This is a genomic window from Alcaligenes sp. Lyrl_28 (assembly GCF_051948705.1).
Classification (GTDB): domain Bacteria; phylum Pseudomonadota; class Gammaproteobacteria; order Burkholderiales; family Burkholderiaceae_B; genus Alcaligenes; species Alcaligenes ammonioxydans.
Genome location: NZ_JAYJLG010000003.1, coordinates 254,492 through 274,799 on the forward strand (window position 1 = coordinate 254,492; position 20,308 = coordinate 274,799).

Here is a 20,308-nt window from a genome sequence, read left to right on the forward strand (position 1 = left end):
ATCAGCGGCTGGCAGGTACCTGCGCGTCTAGTTGACGAGCTTCGTTGATCAGCATGGTGGGAATGCCGTCCACAATGGGGAAGGCCAGTTTGTCGGCCTTGCAGACCAGTTCTTGCTGTTCGCGGTCGTGGCGCAGCGGGCCTTTGCACAAGGGGCAGACCAGCACTTCGAGTAGGCGAGCTTCCATTATTGAACTCCGGGTAATGAGGGTGAGGTTGAGCGCCGTTCGCGCAGCAGGCTATCCAGTTCAGCAATCCAGTCTGGGCGTGAGAACACGGGCTGGACATCGACAACCCACAGCCGTGGGTCATTCAGGTGCTGGCATTTTACGGCGTCTTTGCGCGTAATGAGTACTGGCCCTTCATGCAGGCCCTGAAAGTCCTGTGCTTGCAAGGCGGCATGGTCGGGCAGGGGGAAAGTCCGGCTTAATTGCAGACCACAGGCGCGCAGCATGGTGAAAAAGCGGGCAGGCTGGCCGATCGCTGCCAGCGCTTGCAGATCCTGATGGCGGTACTCTGTTAGCCAGGCGGCCCAGTCCATGCGACGACCTGAGGCGAGATGCTCCACTTGATAGGGACGCAGGCTCATGGTCAGGGACCGGCCTGACTCAGGAGCTTGAGGCATAGCGGGCGGGGGCTGGTCGGCCACAACCTGGCTGATCAGCCAGTCTGCCTGGTGCAGACGCTCGGGGCCTTCGCGCAGAGGGCCGGCCGGTAGCAGCAAGCCGTTCCCGACACCGCGAGCATCCTGGACCACGACTTCCATATCGCGTTGCAGGGCAAGATGTTGCAGGCCGTCGTCCGAAATAATCAGATCGACGGCAGGGAAAGTCTGGAGCAAAGCCTGGGTGGCCAGAGCGCGGCGAGGATGAACGGCGATCGGTGCCTGGGTCTGGGTGGCGAGCAGAGCCGGTTCGTCACCAAATTGCGTTGCGGCTAATTGACCTTGACCAACGCGAGGGGCCGGGCCGATGTCTACGCCATACCCGCGGCTGACAATACCGGGTGTCCATCCCAAAGCGCGCAATTGTTCGGTCAGGGCCATCACGACGGGTGTCTTGCCAGCACCGCCCACGATGATATTACCCACGACTATCACCGGCACCGGACTGCGGTAAGAGGCGTGAGGATCGTTCTCATAACGCTGCCGCTTGCGTCGGACAAAAAAACCGGTCAAGACGGACAGTGGACGCATTAAAACGCTGAACCAGCCTTTCTTCTGCCACTGGCGATGCAGCCAGTTGGTCAGGCGCACGCGCACACTCATGGCGCCTGGGTGGCAAAGTGAATACGGTGGATGCCCGCTTCACGAGCGGCCTCCATGGCCTGGACTACCGTAAAGTGCGGAGCCTGTGCATCGGCCAGAATCAGCAGACTGGTGTTTTGATCCCTTTTCTCGCCCGTCAGGGCTTGGCGAAGTGGAGCGCCGCTACTGGCATCCAGCCACAGGCCGTTCAGGGCATACCGTCCGTCCTGGCTGATGGCCAGTAAAAGTTCGGCTTCCTGGGACACCTGGGCCTGAGCCTGGGGCAGGGAGACATCCAGTTGGCGGTAGCGAACAAACGTGCTGGTGGCGGCCAGAAAAATCAGCACCACCAGCAGGACATCAATCAGAGGCACCAGATTCAGCTCCAGGGTGTCTTGATCTTGTGCTCGGCGAAAGCGCATCAGCCAGCCCTCTGAATTAGCAGGCGGTTCAGTGCGCCAGCCTCACATTCCAGACAATGCAGCAGGTAGTCTGCACGGCTACGGAAGTAGCGATGAAAGATCATGGCTGGAACAGCAATCAGAATCCCTAAAGCGGTGTTGTAGAGCGCAACGGAGATGCCGCGAGCGATCAGACTGGGGTCGGCACCGCTGGGGTCGTAGGCGGCAAAAATGTCGATCATGCCGATCACGGTACCAAAAAGACCCAGCAACGGGGCGATCACGGCCAAGGTGCCCAGTGCCGGGATGTACTTGTTCAACTGGTAGCTGACCTCTCTGCCTTGCGCCTCGACCGCCGCCTCGCGCACAGCGGCAGGCTGATGCCGGTTGCTCAGCACAGTAGCCAGCACACGGCCCAAGGGGGAGTTGTCATACAGTCGGGCTAAGGACTCGTCCTGTATGCGGTTTTGGGCGGTCAGCTCAGTGATCTGGCGGGCCAGGCCGTCCGGTAAGATACGTTTGCTGCGCAGGGCCAGCAGGCGTTCCAGGATCAGTCCCAGGGCTAGAATAGAGCAGGCCAGCAAGAACCAGACGGGCCAGCCGGCGGCATGGATCAAAGTAAGCACAGGTGGAGTTTCCGGTCACGAAGTAAACCAGTGCTTATTGTAGAGCCCCCGTTTGGATTGCGGGAATGTTCCGGTGTGACCGGAGTACACTTTAGGATCTTTTCTTCCCCCGACGCAGGGACGCCGCTGATGTATGTGAAGTCATAGATGGAGTTCTAAAACTATCCACAAAAACTGTGGATAATTCTGTGTATAAAATGTCCCATAGTGGCTCGGGCGGTGGTTTAGAGGTTCCCTGGCTAATTTTCGACCATCTGTATTTTTTCTAAAATGTCTTTTGTTTTCAATGACTTATTGGATTTCCATAAAGTTTCGCATCAAGTGTTGAACGGAAGCTATTGTCTTGGCGTCTATTTGACAAACACATGACAGTTGTGGATACGAATCGGTGGAAAAGTGGTTTGGGGCGAAACAAAAATAAAGAATATGATGCATTATCAAGAATCTAGAGCGCCTGTCGTGTGGACAGTGGCACAGTTGAACCGCCGCGTCAGTCAACTGCTCGATGAGCATATGCCAGTGGTGTGGGTTAGTGGCGAAGTGTCCAACTTTACTCAGGCTGCTTCCGGACACTGGTACTTCTCCATCAAGGACGACAAGGCCGCCGTGCGTGCGGTGATGTTTCGGGGGCGGGCCCAGGCTGTGGGTTTTGTGCCGCGGGCGGGTGAACGGTTCGAGTTTCGTTGCTCAGTCACCTTGTATGAGGCACGTGGGGACTTTCAGGTTCAGGTCGAGGGGATGCGGCGCGCCGGCTTGGGTGACTTGCATGAGGCGTTCTTGCGTCTGAAAAGCCAATTGCAAAGTGAGGGGCTGTTTGAGCCGGAGCGCAAGCGCCCGATCGCCAGCTTGCCGCGCAGCATCGGCATCATCACCTCACTGGCGGCTGCCGCGCTGCGGGATGTATTAACCGCGCTGGAGCGACGCGCTCCGCATGTACGCATTATTATTTACCCGGCGCCCGTACAGGGTGCTGACGCGCCAGGCCGGTTGCGGCAGGCGCTGGAAACGGCCATTGAGCGCTCCGAGGTTGATACGCTGCTATTGGTGCGAGGTGGTGGCAGCCTGGAGGATCTTTGGGCGTTTAACGATGAGGGGCTGGCGCGTTTGATTGCTGCCAGTCCCATCCCTGTGATTAGCGGGGTGGGGCACGAGACAGACTTTACGATTGCTGATTTTGTGGCGGACCTGCGCGCGCCCACCCCGACGGCCGCGGCTGAGCTGGCCTGTCTGGGTCGCGATCAACTGCTCGAGCAGGTGTTCGCCCGCCTGGGGGCCTTAAGTCATGGCGTGCAGCGTCACCTGGATCGTGCCTCTTTGCGCCTGGATCGCGCCGTTGCCAAGCTGGTCTCTCCGCATCAGCGGCTGGTTCAACAGCAACAGCGGCTGGATCACTTGACACAAAGGCTGCAGCGAGTGGCCCGAGGAGCTCCCGAGGCGGCGGCGTTGCGTCTGGCTACGCTTAAGGCGCGGCTGGTGCGCAGCATTCCTCAGGTAGCTGCACGAGAGCAAAGTCTGAACTTGCTTTTCCAGCGGCTGGAAAAAAGCCTGGCTCATGCCCTGATTCTGCGTCGCCAGCGTCTGGCGGCGGCCCAGCAAACGCTTCAGGCCTTGTCGCCTCGCCTTATCATCAATCGTGGATATGCCATAGTCAGGGATAGCGAGGGGAAAGTTGTAAAAAATGCGTTAGACTTAAAGATTGGTGAACGACTCGATGTCGAGTTGAGTCGCGGTCATGTGACGGTGGATGTGGTGCGCACGCACGATCTGCTTTAGGCTGCGTCGTCCTTGTTGGATACCAAACACGGTTTTTTTTTAGAAGGAATTGAAATGGCATTCACTCTTCCAGCTCTTCCATACGAACTCAACGCCCTTGAGCCACACATCTCCAAAGAAACCTTGGAGTATCACTACGGTAAGCATCATCAGGCTTACGTCACCAACCTGAACAATCTGGTTGCTGGCACCGAATTCGAAAATGCTTCCCTGGAAGATGTGGTCAAGAAATCCTCCGGTGGCGTGTTCAACAACGCTGCTCAGGTCTGGAACCACACTTTCTACTGGAACAGCCTGGCTCCCAATGGCGGCGGCGCTCCTACCGGTAAGCTGGCTGACGCCATCAATGCAAAATGGGGCAGCTTCGATGCCTTCAAAGAAGCCTTTACCAAGTCTGCTGTTGGCAACTTCGGTTCGGGCTGGACCTGGTTGGTCAAAAAGGCCGACGGTTCCCTGGATATCGTCAACACCAGCAACGCTGGCACGACCCTGACCTCCGATGATGTTGCCTTGATCACCTGTGACGTCTGGGAACACGCTTACTACATCGACTACCGCAACGCCCGTCCCAAGTACCTGGAAATTTTCTGGAACCTGGTGAACTGGGATTTTGCGGCCAAGAACCTGGGCTAAACGCTTTAGGGAAGGGCAGTGCTCATCAGAGGACTGCCCACTAATAAAAAACCGCCAAGCGCATGCTGGCGGTTTTTTTTGGCCTTGAGACTGCTCAGGAAAGCGCGGCTTGAGCCTGGCAGGGGTCTGCTGGTTTTTACATCTGTGATTGCTGATAATTTTCCAGGCCGACTTTCTCTATCAAGCCCAATTGTTTTTCCAGCCAATAGGCGTGGTCTTCTTCTGTGTCACGCAGTTGAGCCAGAATGATGTCGCGCGTCACGAAGTCGCTGGCGGATTCGGCCAGTTCAATCCCTTTGCGCAATGCGGCACGCACTTCGTATTCCAGATCCAGGTCTTTGCGCAGCATGCTCACTACGTCATGCCCGGGCTCAAACGCGGTAGGTCGCATGTCAGGAATGCCGTCGAGCATCAGAATCCGGCGGATCAGGGCGTCGGCATGCTGGGTTTCTTCTTCCATTTCATGGTTCATTCGCTCGTAGAGCCGGGTAAAGCCCAGATGTTCATAAAACCGGGAATGGATAAAGTATTGGTCGCGTGCTGCCAGTTCGCCGCGTAGCAATTGATTCAAATAATTGATGACTTCGGGGTTGCCTAGCATGATGATGAGCCTGTAGGGGGTGTCGACGTGGCAAGTATGCCATGCGCAACGAAATTGCGGGACGTGTGCCGGGGCCGCGGAGCAAGGTGACCAGACAGCCTGTCACGGGGTCTTGTGGCGGGTCGGTCTGGCAAGGGGGGCGTAGTTGGCTGGTCGGGGCATCGGAAGTCACTCTGTTAAAATGACCACGGTGTGGACAGCCGCAGGGACGGGGAAAATACCCGTGATGCTCAGGCGCTACTATCAAAACAGTAGATTTGGAGCGTTCTGTAGAGGGCGCTCACCTCATTTTATTCCAGTTATCAGGGTGATTTTCATGACTCAGGACGCCTTTATTTGTGACGCAATTCGTACGCCTTTCGGACGTTATGGTGGTTCGCTGTCCGCTGTGAGGGCGGATGACCTGGGCGCAGTGCCCATCGCAGCCCTGATGAAGCGCAATCCGCAAGTCGATTGGAGCAAGCTCGATGACGTGATGTACGGTTGCGCCAATCAAGCCGGTGAAGACAATCGTAACGTTGCGCGCATGTCTGCGCTGTTGGCTGGTTTGCCCGTGGACGTGCCCGGTGTGACCCTGAACCGTCTGTGTGGCTCGGGCCTGGACGCGATTGGTTCGGCCGCTCGCGCGATTCGCGCCGGCGATGCCTCCTTCATCCTGGCCGGTGGTGTGGAAAGCATGAGCCGTGCTCCCTTTGTCGTGGGCAAGGCGGAAACAGCTTTTTCCCGCAGCGCAGGAATGTACGACACCACGATCGGCTGGCGTTTCATCAACAAGGCCATGAAAGAGCAGTACGGGGTGGATTCCATGCCCGAAACGGCTGAGAATGTGGCGCAGCAGTTCAACGTGTCGCGTGAAGACCAGGACCTGTTTGCGCTCAACAGTCAGTTGCGTGCGGCCGCTGCTCAGGAGGCCGGCATTCTGGCTGAGGAAATTACGCCTGTAATTATTCCGCAGCGCAAAGGCGATGCCATTGTGGTGGACAAGGATGAGCATCCCCGTGCTACGACGCTGGAGTCTCTGGCTCGTTTGAAACCTGTCGTGCGTGCCGATGGTACCGTCACCGCTGGCAATGCGTCTGGGGTGAACGATGGGGCCTGCGCACTGTTGGTTGCCAACAAGGCAAGCGTGCAGGCGCATGGTCTGACACCTCGGGCGCGTGTTGTGGCCATGGCGTTTGCCGGCGTGGAGCCCCGCATCATGGGTATTGGCCCCGCTCCTGCCAGCCAGAAAGTCCTGGCCCTGGCCGGACTGACCTTGGATCAAATGGATGTGATTGAATTGAACGAGGCCTTTGCCGCGCAGGGTCTGGCGGTCACGCGCATGCTGGGCCTGGCCGACAATGATCCGCGCGTGAACCCGAATGGGGGCGCAATTGCGTTGGGCCACCCGCTGGGTGCCAGTGGCGCGCGTTTGGCGATTGCAGCTATCAATCAACTGCATCGTACTGGTGGCCGCTACGCCCTGTGCACCATGTGTATTGGCGTCGGTCAGGGCGTGGCTTTGATTCTTGAGCGCGTCTAAGCTAGGGTTTTAGAGCAGGCAGGCCGGTGATCTTCTCACCGGCCTTTTTATTGGCCTGCTTAAACCAGCCCTGCTCCATCTCCAGGGCGTAGCGTACGGGTTGCACCGGGCAGTGGGATTGAAGATCAAAGGGTTGCATGGCCTCGATATTGCTAATGGTGCCGTCATCCGTAATGAAGGCAATATCCAGCGGCAAAGGCGTATTCTTCATCCAGAAGCAAGGCATTCCGGTTTGTTCGAATACAAATAACATGCCGTGATCGGGGGGCAGGCTTTCTCGATGCATCAAACCTTGTGCACGCGTCTCATCGCGATCAACCACTTCGGCCTGGATCTGTTTGGAACCCAGTTTCAGTGTCAGGGTGGGAAGAGTCTCATTTGCCAGGGCCGGGGCGCTGATGCAAAACGCGGCCAGAAGACAGGCAAAAAAAACAGGGCGCGCAGGCCCCGTAGTCGTCGTGCGATACTGCATGTGTGTTGCGAACCTGCTTTTGTTAGAATCGAGAGCGCAAGAAATCTTAAGGCGAAGTAATATTAAGTGCCTGCTTGCCTTTGGGGCCTTGGGCAACTTCATACAGAACTTTCTGGCCTTCTTTCAACGTCTTGAACCCGTTCATCTGAATGGATGAAAAATGAGCGAAGAGATCTTCGCCGCCGTTATCGGGTGTAATAAACCCAAAGCCTTTGGCGTCATTGAACCACTTAACGGTCCCGGATAGTTTTTGATTGTCTCCAGTGCCTGCGGTGGTGGTAGTTTCCGACATGCTTGCTGCCTCTCAACTTAGTGTATGGTTGATACTTTTTGCGGCCCCTCCCTGGGCCTGTGATCGCGGTACTCCATTTTTTTGTGAAGTTGACACGATCAGTCGGATGATGCTGAATTTTGTTCCCCCCAGTCAACCTATGGAAAGCACCTAGTTCTGTATTATGGCCATTGAGATCGATAAGCAAGGCGCCACAACGGTAGAGCGCCAATCCGCGCGGCTTGCCCCACCACCCATGTATCAGGTCATCTTGCTCAATGATGACTACACGCCCATGGAGTTTGTGGTGAATGTACTGGAGCGGGTGTTTGCCAAAACCCCGGAGCAGGCCGAACAGCTTATGCTTAAAGTACATTACGAAGGTCGGGCTGTCTGTGGGGTGTATCCGCGCGACATCGCGGCCACCAAGGTGGAAATTGTGCGACAACTGGCGCAGTCGCGACAGCACCCTTTGCAGTGCGTGATGGAACCGGTGCCTGATGCTTGACCATTTAATGGTTTACCGTATTGTTCAGATCAGGCAAATTAGTCATAGAATAGCCTTAACCCCTAGTTTTACTCTTGCCGTGTAGGAGGAAGCATGATCTCCGAAGAACTTGAAGTCAGTCTACACATGGCCTTTGTCGAGGCTCGTGCCGCGCGCCATGAATTCATCACGGTAGAGCATCTGCTGTTGTCCCTGCTCGATAACGCCTCCACGCTGGAAGTGTTGAAAGCATGTGCTGCCGATATTGATGCACTGCGCCAGAACCTGCGTAAATTCATCAACGAAAATACGCCCACTTTTCCTGGCGAGGGCGAGGTCGACACCCAGCCCACGTTGGGCTTTCAGCGTGTGATTCAGCGTGCCATCATGCACGTATCGTCCAGTAACTCCGGTAAAAATGTGGTGTCCGGAGCGAATGTGCTGGTGGCGATGTATGGGGAAAAAGATTCGCACGCGGTGTATTACCTGCAGCAGCAAGGTGTCACGCGTCTGGATGTCGTCAATTTCCTCTCCCACGGCATTACCAAGGCCAATCCGGAGCCTGCCGCTCCCGAGCCACCCAAACCGGCCGCCGCTTCGGAAACCGATACTCGTTCGGATGCCCAGAAGTCGCCGCTGGATCTGTACGCCACCGACCTGAACACCGAAGCCAGCCTGGGTCGTATTGACCCTCTGATTGGCCGCGAGAAGGAAGTGGAGCGTGTCATCCAGGTGCTGTGCCGTCGCCGCAAGAATAATCCCTTGCTGGTGGGCGAGGCCGGCGTGGGCAAGACCGCAATTGCCGAAGGCCTGGCCTTGCGTATTCAGCGTGGCGATGTGCCGGACATTCTTAGCCAGGCACGTGTGTATGCGCTGGATATGGGGGCCTTGCTGGCTGGCACCAAGTACCGTGGCGACTTTGAGCAACGTCTGAAAGCCGTGCTCAAGCAGCTCAAGGAAACGGCCCAGTCCATTTTGTTTATCGACGAGATCCATACCTTGATCGGCGCTGGCTCGGCGTCGGGTGGTACGCTGGATGCGTCCAATCTGCTCAAGCCTGCCTTGTCTTCTGGTCAGCTCAAGTGTCTGGGGGCGACGACCTATTCGGAGTACCGCGGTATTTTCGAAAAAGACCACGCCCTGTCGCGTCGTTTTCAGAAAATCGATGTGGCCGAGCCGACGGTTGAGCAGACCATCCAGATTTTGCGTGGACTGAAAGCCAACTTCGAAGAGCATCACGGCGTGCGCTATTCGGCGGCTGCCCTGACTGCGGCTGCAGAGTTGTCTGCACGCTACATCAATGACCGCTTTTTGCCGGATAAGGCCATTGATGTGATCGACGAAGCCGGAGCCGCGCAGCGTTTGTTGCCGCGCTCCAAGCAGAAGAAAGTTATTGGCAAGGCCGATATCCAGGCAACGGTCTCGCGCATTGCCCGCATTCCGCCTCAGACCGTATCCAGCGACGATCGCAATAAGCTGGCAACCTTGGCACGCGATCTGAAATCGGTGGTGTTCGGTCAGGACATGGCGATTGATGCCCTGGCTGCCGCCATCAAGATGGCCCGTTCTGGCCTGGGGTTGCCCGACAAGCCTATCGGTTCCTTCCTGTTTTCCGGACCGACCGGTGTGGGTAAGACTGAAGTGGCTCGTCAATTGGCCTTTGTGCTGGGCGTGGAGTTGCTGCGCTTTGACATGTCCGAGTACATGGAGCGTCACACCGTATCGCGTCTGATTGGTGCGCCTCCCGGCTATGTGGGGTTTGATCAGGGTGGTTTGCTGACTGAAGCGGTCACCAAGCAGCCCCACTGTGTGCTCTTGCTGGACGAAATCGAGAAAGCGCACCCGGATGTCTATAACATCCTGCTGCAGGTGATGGATCACGGTACGCTAACGGATAACAATGGCCGCAAGGCAGATTTCCGCAACGTTATCTTGATCATGACCACCAATGCGGGGGCCGAGGCCCTGAACAAGACCAGTATCGGGTTTACTCAGGCTCAGCGCTCGGGCGATGAAATGCAGGATATCAAGCGTCATTTCTCGCCAGAGTTCCGCAACCGTCTGGATGCCATTATTGGCTTTAAGCCATTGTCGCGCGATATTATCCTGCGCGTGGTGGACAAGTTCCTGATGCAACTGGAAAACCAGCTTCACGAGAAGCGGGTGGAAGTGACCTTCTCGGATGCCTTGCGCGATCATCTGGCTGCCAAGGGCTTTGATCCTGCCATGGGTGCTCGCCCCATGCATCGGCTTATTCAGGACACCATCCGTCGCGCCCTGGCTGACGAGCTCTTGTTTGGCCGTCTGGTCGATGGGGGGCAGGTCGAGGTCGATCTGGACGAGAACGGTGAAGTGGTACTGGAATATCCTTCTTCAGGACCTGATGAGCCCGGCAGCAAGGCTTCTTCGCGTCCCGAGCCGGAATTAGTCGACTAAGCCGTGAGGGCATCGCGCCCCTTGATCGTCTGTACGCATTGTGACACCGTACACGAGCGAGTCCCCGTTCAAGGAGCGGGGCTCGCTCGTTGTGTACGTTGCGATACCGAACTGTACCGCCACAGCCGCTTTTCACCACGTGAATGGCAAGCGCTGGTTTTGGCAGTTTTCATTCTTTTTCTGATTGCCAACCTGTTTCCTGTCGTCCATCTGAGCATGGCGGGAAAAACGGTGGCTCCCACCTTTCCCAAGGCCTTGTTGCTGATCTGGCAGCAAGGGTATTGGGGCTTGTCCGTGATGGCCGGGCTGGTGGGGTTCTGGCTGCCCTTGTTCCAGTTGATCTTTCAATTTTGGGCCTTGGACCTGATCGCCCGTGAAAAACCGTTGCCCGCGGATTTCGGAGTGGGGCTAAGAGCCTTGAGTCATCTTGAGCACTGGTCCATGACAGCCGTGTTGTTCCTGGGGCTGATCGTGGCTATCGTGAAGTTTGCCGGAATAGGGCATTTGACGGTGGCGCCGGGCTTGTATGCATTTTTTGCCCTGACCTTTTTGCTGACCGGCCTGAGCCGTATTACGGCAGGCCGACTTTGGCGTTGGGCCGAGGATCGTGATCTGGTTCCGATTGCAACCCGCCAGGACTTGAAAGCGTATCCGGCCTGGAGCGCCTGCACCCATTGCGGGTTTGTCCAGTCCAGTCAGAACTCACGTTGTGGCCGTTGTGCAGCGCCCGTTCACAAACGCAAACCCAATAGCCGTGCGCGGGTGGCGGCGCTGGTGCTGACGGCCTGTGTCTTTTACATTCCGGCCAACGTCCTGCCTGTCATGGAACTGCGCAGCATTATGGGCACGAGTGCCCACACTATTTTGGGTGGGGTGATCCAGCTTTGGCAATTGGGCTCCTGGGACTTGGCCCTGATTGTTTTTATTGCCAGTATTGTCGTTCCCATTACCAAGCTCTTGGCCCTGGTGATTCTGCTGATAGGACGGCGCTGGCGAGGCAATGAGGTGCAGCGGCAACGCAACCGCATTTACGATATGGTCGAGCTGATCGGGCAGTGGTCCATGCTGGACGTATTCGTCGTGGTGCTCATGGCAGCCTTGGCGAACTTTCCGGGCTTATCGCAGATCATTCCCGGCGCGGGGGCCTTGAGTTTTGGCATTGTTGTTGTCTTGACCATGCTGGCCGCGTTAAGTTATGACCCTCGCCAGGGCTGGGATCTGGACCCTCGAGAAGAATTACTCATAGAACCGCGACCAAAGCCGTCTCCGCCTGGTACCCAGGCGACTTCCTGAAGGAAACAAGGTGCAAGAATCAAAAACACATCAGCCTGACGGCCAGACCGAGCCAGCACAACCTAAACTGATTCCCTCCAAGCAATCCCGATTCTCCTGGATCTGGATCTTGCCCATTGCTGCGGCGCTGGTCGGTGCCTCATTGGTGCTGCGTAACTGGATGCTGACCGGACCTCGCATCACGATCAGTTTTGAGTCGGCCGAAGGGCTGGCCGTGGACCAGACCAAGCTGCGTTATCGCGAAGTGGATGTGGGGACAATCTCGGACATTCAGGTATCACCAGACCGAAAAGGGGTGCTGGTGACGGCGCAATTGGAGCGCGACGGCTCGGAATTCATTACTCAGGAAGGAACACGCTTTTGGGTGGTGCGTCCTCGCCTGGGCTTGAGTGGCGTGTCGGGGTTGGGCACCTTGCTGTCGGGGGTATACATCGGTGTGGATGCCCCTTTTGAGGTCGACAAGAAGGCCGAGCAGCTGGATTTTGTAGGTCTGGAAAGTCCGCCCGAGGTGACCAGTGGCCGGGCAGGAAAACGCTATGTGTTGACCGCGCCCGAACTGGGTTCGCTGGATTTGGGCTCACCGCTGTACTACAAGGGCATCCAGGTGGGGCAGGTCAGCAGCTATGAACTGAATGAGGACGGCAATGGGGTGCGCATACAGGTATTCGTGGACGCTCCTAATGATAAGTTCGTGACGCAGGGATCACGCTTCTGGAATGTTAGCGGTGTCAATATGTCCTTGGATTCCACCGGCTTCAATGTGCGTACGCATTCGCTGGTTTCGGCGCTGGCCGGGGGCCTGGCGTTTGATCAGATGGAAGGCGAACCCTTGGAGGTGGCGAAGGCGGACACTCAATACGAGCTGTTTCCTACGCAGGAGCGCGCCATGGCCGAGCCCGATGGCCCGGCCGTCGAGCTGCGTTTCCATTTCCATCAGTCCGTGCGTGGCTTGGTGCCCGGCTCCAAGGTGGAGTTCCGGGGGCTGGAGCTGGGGCAGGTCTATGATGTGGATCTGGAGTTTGACTTTGAGCGCAAACGTTTCTTTGCCCTGGTGAAAGCGCGTATTTATCCGCAGCGCTTCGGTCATCTGTATGAACAGGTGGTGGAGAATCGTCCGGACGACAAGGACCCGGTCAGCGCCTTGTTCAAACCGATGGTTGAACGTGGTCTGCGTGCCCAATTGCGGCCGGCCAGCCTGATTACCGGCCAGCAATATATTGCTCTGGAGTTCTTTGACAAAGCGCCTGCCGCGGAATTGGATGACACCACCAAACCCCTGGTAGTACCCGTTATTGCTGGCGATTTTGATCGCCTGCAAGAGCAGGTCAGCGATATTGTCACCAAGATTGCGGCGGTTCCTTTTGACCAGATTGGCAAGAATCTGCAAAGCGGGTTGACCGAGCTGGGACAAGTGCTCAAGCAGTTGGACAAGACCACCGTACCGCAACTGAATGGAGCCCTTAAATCCATGGATGCGGCTGTTCAGAAGCTGGGTGCCATGCTCGATTCGGATTCCGCCTTCAATGCCTCTGTCGATCAAACGCTAAGTGAGCTCAAGCGCTCCTTGCGATCCTTGCGTGATTTAAGCGATACCTTGCAAAGCCAGCCCTCTGCCGTATTGCGAGGTCGTTCCCCTGACGTGTTGCCGGAGCCCGCGCCATGATGTCCCGTTTACTGATTCCTGTGGCGATTGCCAGTTTGCTCACCGCCTGTGCCTCGAGCACGCCAACTTATTACACCTTGCAGGCCCCAGAGGCAGTTCCGGCAGACAAGGCGGTTTCCGCACAGTCCTGGAAAGGGTTTCAGTTGCGACGCCTGGATGTACCGGCGCAGTTGGACCGTCGTTCTCTGGTGCTGACGCAAGCGACAGGGGGGCAGGTCAAGCTGCTGAACGATAGCCAGTGGGCATCGCCTTTGCCCGATGAAATGTTCTTGGCGCTGGTGTCCGGTCTGCAAAATCGCCTGGGTGTGCCCCAGTTGGCCAGCGCAGCAACCAACACGCCCCGTTGGCAGATTGATGTCCTGGTTCAACGTTTTGATTCGGTGTATGGCGAGCGTGCCACCTTGGAACTGAGTTGGACCTTGACGCCCCTGGGTTTTGAGGCACCCATTCGGCAGTGCCGCTGGCTCGATTCCGAGCCTGCCACTGGCATTACTGAATTAGTGACGGCCCACCGTCAATTGCAGCAGCGTTGGGCGGATGCATTGGCTGCTCAGATGCAAGGTAAACCTATCCCGGTTAACCTGGGCAAGTCTATGCTGTGCGCCGCATAAGATAAAAGGTTAACCCGTTCTGTTGCGGGTTAACCTGAATACAGATTTAGGTTAACCGTCAGTATTATTTCGGCATATCGCAGTCAATACAGCGTAACCGGGATAAGAAGCATGGCCAGCACAACCTTAGGGATTAAAGTCGATATAGAGCTGCGCGAGCGTTTGCGGCGTGCGGCGGATCAATTGCAATGCACTCCGCATTGGCTGCATAAACAAGCGCTGCTGTCGTATATCGAAGGGATAGAACGAGGTGTGCTGCCCAGTGAGCTGGCTCTGTTAAGTGGGGGCGATGCGGAACTGGCCGAAGATGGCGTCGTCATGCCGGCCATTCCTTTCTATGGTTTTGCCCAAGATGTGCAACCCCAAAGTGTCCTGCGTGCCGCGATTACCGCGGCGTACCGCCGTCCTGAAACCGACTGCCTGCCCTTGCTGCTTAGCGCAGCGCGTTCATCGCAAAGTGCCCGCGCCCAGGAACTGGCAGCGCGTCTGGTCAAGGCGTTGCGTGCCAAGCGTCGTGGCGGCGGGGTCGAAGGTCTGATCCAGGAGTTCTCTCTGTCCAGTCAGGAAGGGGTGGCGCTGATGTGTCTGGCCGAAGCCCTGCTGCGCATCCCCGATCGTGCCACCCGTGACGCTCTGATTCGCGACAAGATCAGCCATGGCGATTGGCGTGCGCACGTTGGCGAGTCACCCTCCTTGTTTGTGAACGCCGCCACCTGGGGCTTGATGTTGACCGGCCGGCTGGTCAACATCAATAGCGAAAAGAACTTGTCCTCTGCGTTGACTCGCATGATCGGTAAAGGTGGCGAACCCCTGATTCGCAAAGGCGTGGACGTTGCCATGCGCATGATGGGCGAGCAGTTTGTGACTGGGCAAACCATTGCGTCGGCCCTGGCCAATAGTCGAAAGTTTGAGGAACAGGGTTTCCGGTATTCCTACGACATGCTGGGCGAGGCCGCCACCACGGCGGAGGACGCCCAGCGCTACTACCAGGCCTATGAGCAGGCGATCCACGCGATTGGCCGGGCCAGTCAGGGACGTGGGATTTACGAAGGGCCTGGTATTTCCATCAAGTTGTCAGCCTTGCATCCGCGTTATAGCCGGGCCCAGCGCGATCGTGTCATGCGCGAGCTCTATCCGCGCCTATTGTCCCTGGCGCAACTGGCTCATCACTACGATGTGGGTCTGAACATAGACGCGGAAGAGGCAGATCGTCTTGAAGTCTCTCTGGATTTGCTGGACAAGCTGTGTTTTGATCCTTCGCTGGCCGGTTGGAATGGCATTGGCTTTGTGGTGCAGGCTTATCAGAAGCGCGCACCTTTTGTGATTGATTACCTGATTGATCTGGCCCGTCGCAGTGGCCATCGCCTGATGCTGCGTCTGGTCAAAGGCGCTTACTGGGATTCGGAGATCAAGCGTGCCCAGGTCGATGGACTGGAAGATTATCCCGTTTACACGCGCAAGGTTCACACGGATGTGTCCTATCTGGCCTGCGCCCGCAAGCTTTTACAGGCCCCCGACGCTGTATACCCGCAGTTTGCAACGCACAATGCGCAAACGCTGGCGGCAATCTATGTGATGGCAGGCCAGAATTATTACACGGGTCAGTATGAGTTCCAGTGCCTGCACGGCATGGGTGAGGACTTGTATGAGGAAGTGGTTGGCCCGATCAAAGAGGGTAAGTTGAACCGTCCATGTCGTATTTACGCCCCGGTCGGCTCCCACGAAACCTTATTGGCCTATCTGGTGCGTCGTCTGCTGGAAAATGGCGCCAATACCTCCTTTGTGAACCAGATCGGCAACGCGGATGTGGATCTGGATAAACTGATTGCCGATCCCGTGGCCCAGGCCTTGAGCCTGCAACCATTGGGGCGTCCCCACGACAAGATTCCCCTGCCGCGCCAGCTTTACTGGAGTGCCGAGCAGCGCTTGAATTCGGCCGGTTTGGACCTGAGCAATGAGCATCGCCTGGGTTCGCTGGCTGCCACCTTGATGCAAACAGCTGCCTTGCCGCGCCAGGCTCAGCCTGTATTGGGTCAGGGCAATCCGGTCTGGGACGAAACCAAAGCGATATGGGTGCGCAATCCGGCCAATCATCAGGACGTGGTGGGGCAGGTCATGTATGCCACTTCGCAGGATGTGGAGCAGGCTCTGGAGGCTGCCAGTCATTATGCGCCGATCTGGCAGGCAACGCCGGTGCAGGAGCGCGCCGCCGCTTTGCAGCAGGCGGCTCAATTGCTGGAAGACAATATGCAGGATTTGATGGGCTTGCTGGTGCGTGAAGCCGGGAAGTCCTACGCCAATGCGATTGCCGAGGTGCGCGAAGCGGTAGATTTTCTGCGCTACTACGCCGGACAGGTGCTGCGTGACTTCGATAACGATGAGTATCGTCCTGTAGGCGTGGTGCTGTGCATCAGCCCCTGGAATTTCCCCTTGGCTATTTTTCTGGGGCAGGTATCGGCGGCCTTGGCCGCCGGTAACGTGGTTCTGGCCAAACCGGCCGAACAAACTTGCCTGATTGCGGCGGCGGCTGTAGAGCTGCTGCATAAGGCGGGGATTGCTCCCGGTGCCTTGCAGCTCTTGCCCGGTGATGGCCCATCCGTAGGTGCCCCATTGGCCGCCAGCGACAAGGTTAACGCTGTCATGTTTACAGGGTCGACGGCGGTAGCCCTGAGCTTGAATCGTCAATTAGTCCAGCGCCTGACGGCCGACGGGCAGGCAGTACCGCTGATTGCCGAAACCGGTGGCCTGAACGCCATGGTGGTCGACAGTTCTGCTCTGGCCGAGCAGGTTGTGTTTGATGTGCTGAATTCGGCCTTTGACTCGGCAGGCCAGCGTTGTTCGGCTTTACGCTTGTTGTGTATTCAGGAAGATGTGGCCGACCGCGTGCTGAACATGCTCAACGGGGCCATGCAGGAACTGAGCGTGGGCAATCCGGATCTGCTCAGTACCGACGTAGGCCCCGTCATTGACGAGGAGGCCCGTGCCGGTATCGAAGAGCACATTACGGCGATGCGTGAAGCAGGCTTCCGTGTTACCCAAAGCGAGCAAAGCCGCAGCCTGACCGGTACCTTTGTATTGCCGACGATTATCGAGATTGAGCAGGTCAAGGATCTGGAGCGCGAAATCTTTGGCCCGGTACTGCATGTGATGCGCTTTAAGCGTAGCGAGCTGGATGGCCTGATCGACCAGATCAACGAGCGTGGTTACGGCCTGACTTTTGGTGTTCACACCCGGCTGGACGAAACCGTAGAGCGCGTAGTCTCACGCATTCGGGCGGGTAATGTGTATGTGAACCGCAATATGGTGGGGGCGGTGGTCGGCGTGCAGCCCTTTGGTGGCGAAGGCTTGTCCGGTACCGGCCCCAAAGCGGGTGGCCCTTTGTATCTGCGCCGTCTGCTCAGTCGCTGTCCCCAAAACCTGCCTTTGCAGAGCTGGCAGCAGCACGGTATGGTCTTGCCCGGTCCCACCGGCGAATCCAATCTGTACCAGCTCCACCCGCGTGGGCGTGTGCTGTGCATGCCTGTGAGTGCGCAGGGCTGGCAGGCGCAGCGTGAGGCTTGCACTCGCAGTGGTAATCAGCCCGTCTTGCTGGATCGTCTGGGTCTGGGAGCGTGGCAGGATGCGCCTGCCGAACAAATTGCCATGTCCGATTTGGGTGAGGCAGATTATGATGCTGTTTTATTTGAAGGCGACAGTGACGAACTTCGACTGGTACTGGGTTACGTGGCTGAGCGCCCCGGTCCGATTGTCGGGGTTCAGGGCTTGTTGACACAGGAATTGGAGGGGGGCGCAACCTACGTGGTCGAGCGTTTGCTGCGTGAAGTCTCAGTCAGTACCAATACAGCGGCAGCTGGGGGTAATGCCAGTTTGATGATGGTTGGTTGATCTGGCAGGCACCTGTTTTTATGCACACGTTTGGTCGCACATTTCACCTGGAGCGGCGGCCCTGCGTTCTTTCTCACGGCACGGGCCCACTTGTAGTGCGGCTATATTAAAAAACGAAGGAGAACAATATGCAGTCCATCATGAGCTTTAAATTGGCCTTGGTATCGACAGCGGTTTTTGGGGCACTGGCAGCAGGTCCGGCGTTGGCCGCTGACAAGGTCATCAAGCTGGGTTTTGCCGCCCCCTTGACGGGCCCTCAGGCGCACTACGGTGAAGACATGCGCAATGGCCTGGTGCTGGCGCTGGAAGAGGCCAATGCCCAGAACATTGAAATTGATGGCGCGACCGCCCGTTTCGAGTTGGTCGCCAAAGATGACCAGGCTGACCCGCGCACGGCAGTTCAGGTCGCCCAGCAGATTGTGGACGAGGGTGTGGATGGCGTGTTGGGACACTTCAACTCGGGCACCACCATTCCTGCCTCGCGTGTGTACAACGACGCGGGTATCCCCCAGATCGCCATGGCCACCTCGCCCGAGTACACCCAGCAGGGTTACGACAATACCTTCCGCATGATGACCAGCGACACTCAGCAGGGCGCTGCCGTGGGTCAGTTCATCGTCAAGGATCTGGCCGCCAAGAAAGTGGCCCTGATCGACGACCGTACCGCGTATGGCCAGGGTCTGACGGATCAGGTGGCCCGTGCCGTGGAAAAAGCAGGTGGTCAGATTGTGGCGCGTGAGTACACCACGGACAAAGCCAACGACTTTACCTCCATTCTGACCAACATCAAGTCCAAGCAGCCTGACGCCATCTTCTTTGGTGGTTTGGATGCGCAGTCCGGCCCCATGAAGCGTCAGATGCAAACGCTGGATATCAAAGCGCCACTGGTATCCGGTGAAATGACCCGCAGTGACACCTTCTTGCGTCTGGCAGGCGGGGCGGCCAACGGGACCTACGCCTCTCTGGCTGGTGTGCCTTTGTCCACCATGGCTGCTGGCGAGAAGTTTGCCAAGGACTATCAGGCGCGCTTTAAGGCAGAGCCGGGTGTCTACGCGCCTTACGCGTATGACGGTGCCTGGAACATGATTACGGCCATGAAAGAAGCCGGTTCGTCCAAGGCTGAAGACTATCTGCCCAAGCTGGCTGCTCTGAAACGGAATGGTGCGACCAGCAATAACATCGCCTACGACCAGAACGGTGATCTGAAAGAAATTGCCGTCACCATCTACGAGGTCAAAGATGGCCAGTGGACGATGGTGAAAACCATGGTCAGCCAGGCGAACTAAGCCTTTCTGAGCCTGCAGTTTGAGCCCCTCGGGGCTCATCTTTACCGTGGCCTGTGTCTGGCAGGCCCACGCTCCCTGTTCTATCGTCATGCGCCGGGGCAGGGGGCAATGACCACGAGTCCCAATCTATGGAAATCCTGATACAACAACTAATAAATGGCCTGACCGTGGGCAGTGTCTACGCCCTGGTGGCGCTCGGCTACACCATGGTGTACGGAATTATTGGCCTGATTAATTTTGCGCATGGTGACGTCGTCATGGTTGGGGCGATGCTGGCCACGACAGTGGTGTTGTCGCTGGTAGGCGCAGACCCGGCAGGCTTGTCTGCCTGGCTGATGGTCGGCTTGGCTTTGTTGGCCGCCATCCCTGTTTGCATGGGCATAGGCTGGACCGCCGAACGTTATGCCTATCGGCCCTTGCGTCGTGCGCCTCGTTTGGCGGCGCTGATTACCGCCATTGGTGTGTCCTTTATTGTGCAGAACTTGGCCATGATGATCTGGGGCCGCAATTATCTGAGTTTTCCGCACATTATTGAGCCCATGGTTTTCCAGGTGGGCGATGCGCGCATCAGCTTGCTGCAAATTCTGATTATTGTCGGTGCCGCCGCGATCATGTCCGGTCTGATGGTACTGGTGCATCGTACCCGTTTGGGCACTGCCATGCGCGCCACTGCCCAGAACCGGGAAGTGGCGGGCTTGATGGGGGTGAACATCAACACGGTGATTTCCGCCGCTTTTGTCATCGGTTCGGCCCTGGCTGCCGTGGCCGGTGTGATGATCGTCACTTATTACGGGGTGGCTCAATACACCATGGGCTTTATGCTGGGACTGAAAGCGTTTACCGCCGCCGTTCTGGGTGGCATTGGCAATTTGGGCGGCGCCATGCTGGGTGGCTTGCTGCTGGGCCTGATCGAAGCCTTGGGTGCCGGTTACATCGGTGACCTGACCAACGGCGTCTTTGGCAGCAACTATCAGGATGTGTTCTCGTTCATCGTGCTGATCCTGGTGCTGATTTTCCGTCCCTCGGGCCTGTTGGGTGAGCGTGTGGGAGATCGCGCATGAGTCTGAATCAAACATGGGGTGGATCGGGTTCGAAGCCGCGTC

General features: G+C 57.3%; 18 protein-coding genes. 11 read left to right on the plus strand and 7 right to left on the minus strand.

What is annotated here, in order from left to right:
* Nucleotide 1: 1 nt before the first annotated feature.
* From VF694_RS08930 to VF694_RS08945, 4 genes are read right to left on the minus strand one after another with little or no spacing between them, the layout of a single operon-like run.
* A complete protein-coding gene (locus VF694_RS08930; RefSeq protein WP_426345692.1) occupies nt 2–187 on the minus strand; it encodes a Trm112 family protein in 186 nt (61 codons plus the stop codon).
* Nucleotides 187–1,266 (minus strand): tetraacyldisaccharide 4'-kinase, encoded by a 1,080-nt coding sequence (gene lpxK / locus VF694_RS08935; protein WP_059317769.1) that lies wholly within the window; start codon nt 1,264–1,266, stop codon nt 187–189. Before lpxK ends, VF694_RS08930 begins: the two co-directional genes overlap by 1 nt.
* A complete protein-coding gene (locus VF694_RS08940; protein ID WP_440164137.1) occupies nt 1,263–1,667 on the minus strand; it encodes an ExbD/TolR family protein in 405 nt (134 codons plus the stop codon). Before VF694_RS08940 ends, lpxK begins: the two co-directional genes overlap by 4 nt.
* Nucleotides 1,667–2,272, minus strand: coding sequence for a MotA/TolQ/ExbB proton channel family protein (locus tag VF694_RS08945; protein ID WP_003801496.1), 606 nt, complete (start codon nt 2,270–2,272; stop codon nt 1,667–1,669). The genes VF694_RS08940 and VF694_RS08945 overlap by 1 nt, the downstream gene beginning before the upstream one ends.
* A gap of 426 nt (nt 2,273–2,698) precedes the next feature.
* Here VF694_RS08945 and xseA point away from each other — a divergent pair, with 426 nt between their 5' ends.
* Together xseA and sodB are read left to right on the plus strand one after the other, a co-directional pair.
* On the plus strand, nt 2,699–4,045 hold the full coding sequence (gene xseA / locus VF694_RS08950) for an exodeoxyribonuclease VII large subunit (RefSeq protein ID WP_039943276.1): 1,347 nt from the start codon (nt 2,699–2,701) through the stop codon (nt 4,043–4,045).
* A gap of 54 nt (nt 4,046–4,099) precedes the next feature.
* Nucleotides 4,100–4,678, plus strand: a complete 579-nt coding sequence (gene sodB, locus VF694_RS08955; protein ID WP_003801491.1) for a superoxide dismutase [Fe] — start codon at nt 4,100–4,102, stop codon at nt 4,676–4,678.
* A gap of 136 nt (nt 4,679–4,814) precedes the next feature.
* Here sodB and bfr read toward each other — a convergent pair whose 3' ends face one another.
* A complete protein-coding gene (bfr, locus tag VF694_RS08960) occupies nt 4,815–5,279 on the minus strand; it encodes a bacterioferritin (RefSeq protein ID WP_003801489.1) in 465 nt (154 codons plus the stop codon).
* A 316-nt stretch (nt 5,280–5,595) separates the two neighbouring features.
* Between bfr and pcaF the strand changes: the two genes are divergently transcribed.
* The gene (pcaF, locus tag VF694_RS08965) at nt 5,596–6,801 is read left to right on the plus strand and encodes a 3-oxoadipyl-CoA thiolase (protein WP_003801486.1); all 1,206 of its coding nucleotides are present in this window, start codon (nt 5,596–5,598) and stop codon (nt 6,799–6,801) included.
* 1 nt (nt 6,802) lies between these two features.
* Here pcaF and VF694_RS08970 read toward each other — a convergent pair whose 3' ends face one another.
* On the minus strand, nt 6,803–7,273 hold the full coding sequence (locus VF694_RS08970; protein WP_059317768.1) for a DUF192 domain-containing protein: 471 nt from the start codon (nt 7,271–7,273) through the stop codon (nt 6,803–6,805).
* A gap of 46 nt (nt 7,274–7,319) precedes the next feature.
* Nucleotides 7,320–7,565, minus strand: coding sequence for a cold-shock protein (locus tag VF694_RS08975; protein ID WP_003801483.1), 246 nt, complete (start codon nt 7,563–7,565; stop codon nt 7,320–7,322).
* Between the two features lie 163 nt (nt 7,566–7,728).
* On the opposite strand from VF694_RS08975, the gene clpS reads away from it, so the two are divergent.
* The 8 genes from clpS (at nt 7,729) to VF694_RS09015 (ending at nt 20,266) form a co-directional block, all read left to right on the plus strand.
* Nucleotides 7,729–8,052 carry an ATP-dependent Clp protease adapter ClpS gene (gene clpS / locus VF694_RS08980; protein WP_003801481.1) on the plus strand — a complete coding sequence of 108 codons (324 nt, stop codon included), beginning with the start codon at nt 7,729–7,731 and terminating at the stop codon, nt 8,050–8,052.
* A 93-nt stretch (nt 8,053–8,145) separates the two neighbouring features.
* Nucleotides 8,146–10,467, plus strand: a complete 2,322-nt coding sequence (gene clpA / locus VF694_RS08985; RefSeq protein ID WP_003801478.1) for an ATP-dependent Clp protease ATP-binding subunit ClpA — start codon at nt 8,146–8,148, stop codon at nt 10,465–10,467.
* Between the two features lie 3 nt (nt 10,468–10,470).
* Nucleotides 10,471–11,760, plus strand: coding sequence for a paraquat-inducible protein A (locus VF694_RS08990; RefSeq protein WP_415302264.1), 1,290 nt, complete (start codon nt 10,471–10,473; stop codon nt 11,758–11,760).
* Nucleotides 11,761–11,770: 10 nt separating this feature from the next.
* On the plus strand, nt 11,771–13,423 hold the full coding sequence (locus tag VF694_RS08995) for a PqiB family protein (RefSeq protein WP_301607179.1): 1,653 nt from the start codon (nt 11,771–11,773) through the stop codon (nt 13,421–13,423).
* Complete coding sequence (locus VF694_RS09000) at nt 13,420–14,034, plus strand: PqiC family protein (RefSeq protein WP_440164140.1); 615 nt, start codon at nt 13,420–13,422, stop codon at nt 14,032–14,034. The genes VF694_RS08995 and VF694_RS09000 overlap by 4 nt, the downstream gene beginning before the upstream one ends.
* A gap of 111 nt (nt 14,035–14,145) precedes the next feature.
* A complete protein-coding gene (gene putA / locus VF694_RS09005; RefSeq protein WP_440164142.1) occupies nt 14,146–17,919 on the plus strand; it encodes a trifunctional transcriptional regulator/proline dehydrogenase/L-glutamate gamma-semialdehyde dehydrogenase in 3,774 nt (1,257 codons plus the stop codon).
* A 140-nt stretch (nt 17,920–18,059) separates the two neighbouring features.
* Nucleotides 18,060–19,205: a branched-chain amino acid ABC transporter substrate-binding protein gene (locus VF694_RS09010; RefSeq protein WP_039943347.1), complete on the plus strand. Its 1,146-nt coding sequence runs from the start codon at nt 18,060–18,062 to the stop codon at nt 19,203–19,205.
* A gap of 128 nt (nt 19,206–19,333) precedes the next feature.
* On the plus strand, nt 19,334–20,266 hold the full coding sequence (locus VF694_RS09015) for a branched-chain amino acid ABC transporter permease (RefSeq protein ID WP_003801466.1): 933 nt from the start codon (nt 19,334–19,336) through the stop codon (nt 20,264–20,266).
* Nucleotides 20,267–20,308 lie beyond the last annotated feature (42 nt).

Excerpts from the sequence above, each read along its gene's own strand:
- clpS (WP_003801481.1), top strand. The coding sequence starts at position 7,729 with ATGGCCATTGAGATCGATAAGCAAGGCGCCACAACGGTAGAGCGCCAA.
- sodB (WP_003801491.1), top strand. The coding sequence starts at position 4,100 with ATGGCATTCACTCTTCCAGCTCTTCCATACGAACTCAACGCCCTTGAG.
- VF694_RS08930 (WP_426345692.1), bottom strand. The coding sequence starts at position 187 with ATGGAAGCTCGCCTACTCGAAGTGCTGGTCTGCCCCTTGTGCAAAGGC.
- putA (WP_440164142.1), top strand. The coding sequence starts at position 14,146 with ATGGCCAGCACAACCTTAGGGATTAAAGTCGATATAGAGCTGCGCGAG.
- lpxK (WP_059317769.1), bottom strand. The coding sequence starts at position 1,266 with ATGAGTGTGCGCGTGCGCCTGACCAACTGGCTGCATCGCCAGTGGCAG.
- bfr (WP_003801489.1), bottom strand. The coding sequence starts at position 5,279 with ATGCTAGGCAACCCCGAAGTCATCAATTATTTGAATCAATTGCTACGC.
- pcaF (WP_003801486.1), top strand. The coding sequence starts at position 5,596 with ATGACTCAGGACGCCTTTATTTGTGACGCAATTCGTACGCCTTTCGGA.
- clpA (WP_003801478.1), top strand. The coding sequence starts at position 8,146 with ATGATCTCCGAAGAACTTGAAGTCAGTCTACACATGGCCTTTGTCGAG.
- VF694_RS08975 (WP_003801483.1), bottom strand. The coding sequence starts at position 7,565 with ATGTCGGAAACTACCACCACCGCAGGCACTGGAGACAATCAAAAACTA.
- VF694_RS08970 (WP_059317768.1), bottom strand. The coding sequence starts at position 7,273 with ATGCAGTATCGCACGACGACTACGGGGCCTGCGCGCCCTGTTTTTTTT.
- VF694_RS09010 (WP_039943347.1), top strand. The coding sequence starts at position 18,060 with ATGAGCTTTAAATTGGCCTTGGTATCGACAGCGGTTTTTGGGGCACTG.
- VF694_RS09015 (WP_003801466.1), top strand. The coding sequence starts at position 19,334 with ATGGAAATCCTGATACAACAACTAATAAATGGCCTGACCGTGGGCAGT.
- xseA (WP_039943276.1), top strand. The coding sequence starts at position 2,699 with ATGATGCATTATCAAGAATCTAGAGCGCCTGTCGTGTGGACAGTGGCA.
- VF694_RS09000 (WP_440164140.1), top strand. The coding sequence starts at position 13,420 with ATGATGTCCCGTTTACTGATTCCTGTGGCGATTGCCAGTTTGCTCACC.
- VF694_RS08940 (WP_440164137.1), bottom strand. The coding sequence starts at position 1,667 with ATGCGCTTTCGCCGAGCACAAGATCAAGACACCCTGGAGCTGAATCTG.